Genomic DNA, 551 nt, shown 5'->3' with positions numbered 1-551 from the left:
CCCCTTTTCCCAAAAGTCCTCGGCCCTTTTCCTGTGCCTCACAGCTTTCTCCACTTCTCTATGTCCTCACCATACTCCTCCAAATGAATGCGCACGATGTTTTCCACAAAACTTGAAAGGTTGCTGCCCCTGTCGCCCAATCTGCGCACGATGAAGTCGGCACGTTCCTGCGTTTCTCGGCTCAGATAGACCGCCTTTCGGTTGCTCAGTTTTGTTGGGACAAGATAGGCTTGTTTGTAGGCTTCAAGCGTTTCCTTTTTCATCCTGGCACTGATGCGTCTTTGAACGGTTGCGTTCTCTGTATGCTGTGCAGGCTCAGAGTGCGCAGTATTCTCTGTGTCCTGCTTGTTAGTTGGTCTTTCTATTTCAGGAACCTCAGTCCCTTTCTGTGGAGTAGATTCGTACTCTGTTTCATCTTCCACACCCAAAAGCCAGGAAAAATCTTTGTCTGTTGTCTTTGTTTTATTTTCCATTTTGCTATCTGATTTTATGTTTGACTTGTTTTGATTCCTTGTTTTGAATTTGGATTGTAACCGACATGTGTGCCTGTA

The 551-nt window shown here is 45.7% G+C and carries 1 protein-coding gene; it reads right to left on the bottom strand.

Annotated elements, in window-relative coordinates; translation table 11 throughout:
- Window positions 1–38: 38 nt before the first annotated feature.
- Window positions 39–473 (bottom strand): DUF3408 domain-containing protein, encoded by a 435-nt coding sequence (locus HMPREF1640_RS12460; RefSeq protein ID WP_036895455.1) that lies wholly within the window; start codon window positions 471–473, stop codon window positions 39–41.
- Window positions 474–551 lie beyond the last annotated feature (78 nt).

The organism is Prevotella sp. S7-1-8 (genome assembly GCF_000758925.1).
Taxonomy (GTDB): Bacteria; Bacteroidota; Bacteroidia; order Bacteroidales; family Bacteroidaceae; genus Prevotella.
The sequence above is the reverse complement of the archived record's forward strand: the minus strand, read 5'-3'. Positions and strand labels throughout refer to the sequence as shown.

What these genes read in the sequence shown, in the direction of transcription:
- HMPREF1640_RS12460 (WP_036895455.1), bottom strand. Translation starts at nt 473, where the DNA reads ATGGAAAATAAAACAAAGACAACAGACAAAGATTTTTCCTGGCTTTTG.